The organism is Dietzia sp. B19 (assembly GCF_014145155.1).
GTDB lineage: Bacteria > Actinomycetota > Actinomycetes > Mycobacteriales > Mycobacteriaceae > Dietzia > Dietzia natronolimnaea.
Genome location: NZ_JAALED010000491.1, coordinates 7,514 through 12,952 on the forward strand (window position 1 = coordinate 7,514; position 5,439 = coordinate 12,952).

The window sequence follows — 5,439 nt, forward strand, 5'->3', positions numbered from 1 at the left end:
GGAGCCTCCGGGGTGTAGCGGTGTCGGTCGGTCAGCCCTAGTCCGATGCGCCCGTTGTTGGCCACGAAGCCCGGGTGCCCCTCGGTCATCGCGGCCTCGACCTCCTGCAGGTCGGCACCGGCCAGTTCCTGCACGGGGCGGGCGCGGTGGTGCAGACAGAACGCGGCGGACCCGAGGGTCGCGGCGATCTCCTCCAGATAGACGCCCACGAGTGACGCGGGGATACCGAGCACCGGGGCCAGCGCGGTGATGAGGGCCGGGGCGTCGGGTTCGACCGGCTCGCCGGCGACCTCCCGGCGCAGCGAACCCTCGTCCACCACCCAGTGCTCCAGGGGCAGCACCCGCCCGCGGAACAGCCACCTCTCCTCAGCCGCGCGCACCTCGTACACGTCCGGGTCCGCGGTGGGCTGAGGCGAGACGAGTCGCTCGTGGGAGAACTCGGCCAGGGCCTTGGCGCACAGGTGACGGTGGGCCCGCCGCATCGCGTGACCGGTGAGGTGCGCGTGGGGCACGGCACCGGCCGACGGGGATGACGACGACACGGCCCGTGTGGTCCGGCCGATCTCGGAGGCCCGGAAGTCCTCGACGTCGCAGAAGGAGAGCAGGGCGGTCTTGTCGGCGAGTTCCACCGCCCCGCCCTCCCGGAAGCCGGCACGGGCGTTGAGTCGGTGCACGGCGGTGTTGCGGATGTCCGGCTCCACCACCACGCGTCGGGCGCCCAGCGGACCGAAGGCGGTCTCGCAGATCGCGCCGATCACGGCGGCCGTGGTGCCAGGCACGGGCGTCCGCGAGGGGGCGACCAGCAGGTGCATACCCAGGTCCCCGGGTTCGTGCGGGTACGAGCCGTCGAGCTCGACCGCGGCCGGGTCGTAGTACACCGCCAACCCCACTCGCAGTCCGTCGATACGCACCATGTGGACCTGCCGGTGTGGGCTGCTCTGCCAGTCGCGGAAGAACGCCGAGATCTGTTCGGGCGCCATGTGCCGCATGCCCCAGTACGCCGACCCGGGGTGCGAGAGCCAGGCGTGGAGGGTCCCGACGGTATCGGCGTCCGTGGAGAGGGAAGAGAGCGAGACGAGCCCGGCGGGGGTACTGACGGTGTGATGGTTCATCGGGCCTCCTGGGCCTGCTGGTCGGCGGGGGAGTGGCGCACGGCGGACGTCCCGGCTCGGGTCGGATCGGTCTCCCGGGTGGGGCAGGACTCGCCGGCCGGGGCGCCGAACCGCTGGAACGCGATGCGTGATTCGACGGGGTAGACCTCGCGACCGGTGACGGACCGCAGGATGAGGCTGTTGCGCATCGCCCCCATCCCCAGGTCCGGGGCGCTGAGCCCGTGGGTGTGCTCCTCGGCGTTCTGGACATGGACACGCCGATGGGCCAGGTCGATGGTGTGGTCGCGGGCCACGCGGTAGCGACGGGGCCTGCCCTCGCCGGCCCGCCCGGGTCCGGGGTCCTCCCAGTCGATCTCCGAGGCGATCCCGTCGAGGAACCGCGGAGCGGTGGCGGAGTAACCGGTGGCCATCACCAGACCGTCCGTGTGGTGTTGCCAGGCCCGGCCGGTGTCGTTGCAGTGCAGGTCCAGGCGGATCCCCGACTCGTCGACGGTGGCCCCGTCCAGGGCGGTCGCGGCCACCAGCAACCCGGTGTCCAGTCCGTGGGCGGACCGGCGGTAGAGAAGATCGTGGATCTCGTTGATCAACTCGGCGTCGATGCCCTTGTAGAGGGACCGTTGCTCGCGCAGCAACCGGTCCCGGGTGCCGGCGTCGAGACCGTGGAAGTGGTCGATGTACTCCGGGGAGGTCATCTCCAGGGTGAGCCTGGTGTACTCCATGGGGAAGAACCGGGGGGACCGGGTGATCCAGTCCACGCGGGGGCCGGAGTGCCCGGACGTCGCCACCAGGTCGTGGAAGATCTCGGCGGCCGACTGGCCGCTGCCCACGACGGTCACCGAGTCCAACCCGAGCAGCTCCTCGCGCCGGTGCAGGTAGTCGGCAGCGTGCAGCGCGACCCGTCGGCCCGCGTGTGGGGAGGCGCCGTCGAGCGAGTCCGTGTCGACAGGCGACCACGGGGTGGTGCCGATCCCCAGTGCGAGGTGCCGGGCGCGGTAGGTCTCCGTGCCGTCGGAGGTGATCGCGGTGACCCGGTAGACGGGCCCGTCCTCGTCGTCGTCGGTCCCTCCGTTCCCCCCGTCCGGCCCGCGGCCGGCGCCCTGTGCCGCCTCGCGCCGGACGTCCACCGCCTGCCGTCCCCACCGGAGTCCACCCACCCGCTCGGAGGCCCAGCGACAGTACGCGTCGTACTCCGCGCGCAGGGGCTGGAAGTTCTCGCGGATGTAGAACGGATACAACCGGCCCACTTGTTTGAGATAGGACAGGAACGAGTACGGAGAGGTGGGGTCGGCCAGCGTGACCAGATCGGCGAGGAACGGCACCTGGATGGTCGCGTCGTCGAACATGAGTCCGTGGTGCCACGCGAAGCCCTCGCGGGAGTCGAGGAAGACGGCGTCGATCTCCAGCGGTTCGGCGAGGCACGCCAGCCCGAGGTTGAACGGACCGATGCCCACCCCCAGCAGGTCGTGGATCTTCCCGCTCATGACATCACCCCCGCGGTGGTGGCCTGGCGCATCCCCTCGGCCAGGTACCGGGCGGCCTCGCGGACGTCGGCGAGCACGGCCGCCACGTCCCGGTCGGACAGCTCCGGGTCCAGGATCGTGAGTTTGAGGCACGGTCTGCCGTCCACCACCGTCGCCGCGACCACCGACCGTCCCTCGGCGAACAGCGCGTCCCTGACGGGACGGACCAGGGCGTCGGACTCGTCGGGGTCACACCCCTCGGGCCGGGGGCGGAAGAGGACGGTCGACAGTGCCGGCCTGCGAACCAGCTCGAGGTCGGGCTCGGAGTCGATGGTCCGACCGATCCGCCGGGCCACGTCGATCGCGTCGTCGAGCATGCGGCCGATCCCGTCGGCGCCGAGTACGCGCAGCGTCATCCAGAGCTTCAACGCGTCGAAGCGGCGGGTGGTCTGCAGGGACTTGTCCACGGCGTGATCGTCACCGTCCGCGGGGTTGAGGTAGTCGGCGCTGACGGTGGAGTGGCGGAAGCCGGAGCCGTCCCGCAGGAGAAGAGCGGATGCGGCCACCGGCAGGAAGAAGGTCTTGTGGAAGTCGACGGTCACCGAGTCGGCCAGCCCGATCCCGTCGAGGAGATCGCGTCGGGTGGGGGAGACCAGCAACCCGCCGCCGTAGGCGGCGTCCACGTGCAACCAGACGTCGTGACGGCGACAGACCAGTCCGATCTCACGCAACGGGTCGATCGCGCCGTGGTCGGTGGTACCGGCCAGGGTGACGACGGCCGCGACCTCGTCACCGGCGTCCGCCACGGATGCCAGGGCGCGGTCGAGGGTGGCGGGGTCCATGCGGTCGCCGTCCCCGGGGAGGACGATCACCGCGTCCGGCGCCAGGCCGAGCAGACGCGCGGCCTTGACCACGCTGAGATGGGCGTGCTCGCCGGTGACGATCCGCAGTCGGGACAGACGGGCGCAACGGTCCGCGGGCGTGGTCCCCCCGGGGCCGGGGCGGGAGAGTCGATCCTCGCGAGCGGTGAACAGCCCCTGGAGGTTGGACTGCGATCCGCCGGTGGTGAAGACGCCGTCCGGCGTGACCCGGTCCGGCCGGTCGAACTCGATCAGGTCGGCGACCCAGTCGACGAGTCTCTGCTCGATCAGGCAGGCCGAGGTGCCCTGGTCCCACGTCTCCACCGCGGTGTTGACGGAGGTGGCGAGCGTCTCGGCGGCCAGCGCGGGGATCGTGACCGGACAGTTGAGGTGCGAGAGGTAGCGGGGGTGGTGGTACCCCACGGCGTGGTCGAGGTAGAGCGCACGCACCTCCACCAGGGCCTTGTCGAGCGTCCCCAGCGGGGTCGACAGATCCACCGCCGCGGTCTGTGACGCGAGATGCGCGGGCGATGCGGACGAGCGCGGGGTGGTACGACCGTCGAGGTATCGACCGACCTCGGCGGTCGCCGCGGCCAGGGCGGCGGCGTGGTCCTTCCTGCTCCGGTGGCTCAACAGGTGTTCGTTCACGGGTGCTCCGAACTGATCGGGGACGTAGGTACCGGCGAACGTTATGAGGGTAGGCTTGCCTTATCAACATTGGGGTGACATGAATCACGTTGTGCCCCAGGCGAAGTGGGAATGTGGGAGTACGGTCTTGCGTTTCGGCGCATCGTCGCTCTACTGTTGCCCCGATAAGGTAAGCCAAGCCTAAGCGGCTTTTATCCCATCGGAGACCCCATGAGTCCACTCACCGTCCGATCCCGTGTCCGTGCGGTCGACGCCCCCGATCGCGCACGGGTCGTGCTGCTCCTGGCCGCGCTCCTCGCGACACTGGCGGTGTTGGCCGGGTGCACGACGGGCTCGGTGGGTGGATCGCAGGACCCGGCCACGGCGACCGACGTCGAGCGCGACGGGGACTTCCCCCGCACCATCACCCACGCGTACGGGCAGACGGAGATCACCGAACCGCCCCAGCGGGTGGCCACGATCTCCTGGGTCAACGCGGATGTCTCGCTGGCGCTGGGAGTGGTTCCGGTGGGCATGCCGCGGAACTCGTTCGGCGGCAACGCCGGTGGATCCACCGACTGGTTCGACGCCGAACTGGAGTCGGTGGGCGGCGAGATGCCGGAGTTGTACTCGGAGACGGACGGCATCAACACCGAGGCCATCGCCGCGCTCCAGCCCGACGTCATCCTGGGTGCCTACTCCGGGATGACCGCCGAGGAGTACGAGACCCTGTCCAAGATCGCCCCCACCATCGCGATGCCCGAGGGTGACGTGGCCTTCGGTACGCCCTGGCAGGACTCGACCCGCCTCATCGGCGAGGCGCTCGGCCGCTCGGAGCGGGCGGAGGAGCTCATCGACGAGGTGGAGGACCGGATCGCCCAGGTCGCCGACGATCACCCGGGCGTCCGGGGGACGACCTTCATCTACGGCACGGTGGATCCCGACGCGGCCGAGAAGATCTACGCGTTCACCGACGTGGACAACCGACCGCGATTCCTCGAGCAGCTGGGGATGGTGCAGGCCCCCGTCGTCTCCGAGGCCTCGACCGGCGCCGCCGACCAGTTCGCCGTCACCTGGTCACCCGAGCGGGCCGACGAGCTCGTCTCGGACATCCTGGTCACCTACGCGGCGTCGCCCGACGTGCGCGCCGCGATCGAGGCGGATCCGCTGCTGGGTCGCATCCCCGCGGTCGAGGCGGGCCGGATGGTGGTGCAGACCGACGAGCAGCAGGTGCTGTCCATCTCGGCGGCGTCGCCGCTCAGCCTGCCCTGGGCGCTCGACAACGTGGTCCCGGACATCATCGCCGCCGCGGAGCAGAACTGACCGATGCAGGTGACCGCGACGAGCCGGAGCGACCCCGCACCCGCGGGGCCGCCGGCG

4 protein-coding genes are annotated in these 5,439 nt (G+C 70.8%); 1 reads left to right on the plus strand and 3 read right to left on the minus strand.

The annotated features are described in order from the left end of the window. The 3 genes from G6020_RS17195 to G6020_RS13515 form a co-directional block, all read right to left on the minus strand. Window positions 1-1,112 (minus strand): GNAT family N-acetyltransferase (locus G6020_RS17195; protein WP_241732715.1); only part of this gene is annotated, 1,112 nt, incomplete at its 3' end. Further along, entirely contained in the window at window positions 1,109-2,593 is a 1,485-nt protein-coding gene (locus tag G6020_RS13510) for a SidA/IucD/PvdA family monooxygenase (protein WP_182610970.1), read from the minus strand. The genes G6020_RS17195 and G6020_RS13510, both read right to left, overlap by 4 nt. After that, on the minus strand, window positions 2,590-4,080 hold the full coding sequence (locus tag G6020_RS13515) for a pyridoxal-dependent decarboxylase (protein ID WP_182610971.1): 1,491 nt from the start codon (window positions 4,078-4,080) through the stop codon (window positions 2,590-2,592). The genes G6020_RS13510 and G6020_RS13515 overlap by 4 nt, the downstream gene beginning before the upstream one ends. A gap of 210 nt (window positions 4,081-4,290) precedes the next feature. On the opposite strand from G6020_RS13515, the gene G6020_RS13520 reads away from it, so the two are divergent. Further along, entirely contained in the window at window positions 4,291-5,382 is a 1,092-nt protein-coding gene (locus G6020_RS13520; protein WP_182610972.1) for an iron-siderophore ABC transporter substrate-binding protein, read from the plus strand. Window positions 5,383-5,439 lie beyond the last annotated feature (57 nt).

Excerpts from the sequence above, each read along its gene's own strand:
- G6020_RS13510 (WP_182610970.1), bottom strand. The coding sequence starts at position 2,593 with ATGAGCGGGAAGATCCACGACCTGCTGGGGGTGGGCATCGGTCCGTTC.
- G6020_RS13520 (WP_182610972.1), top strand. The coding sequence starts at position 4,291 with ATGAGTCCACTCACCGTCCGATCCCGTGTCCGTGCGGTCGACGCCCCC.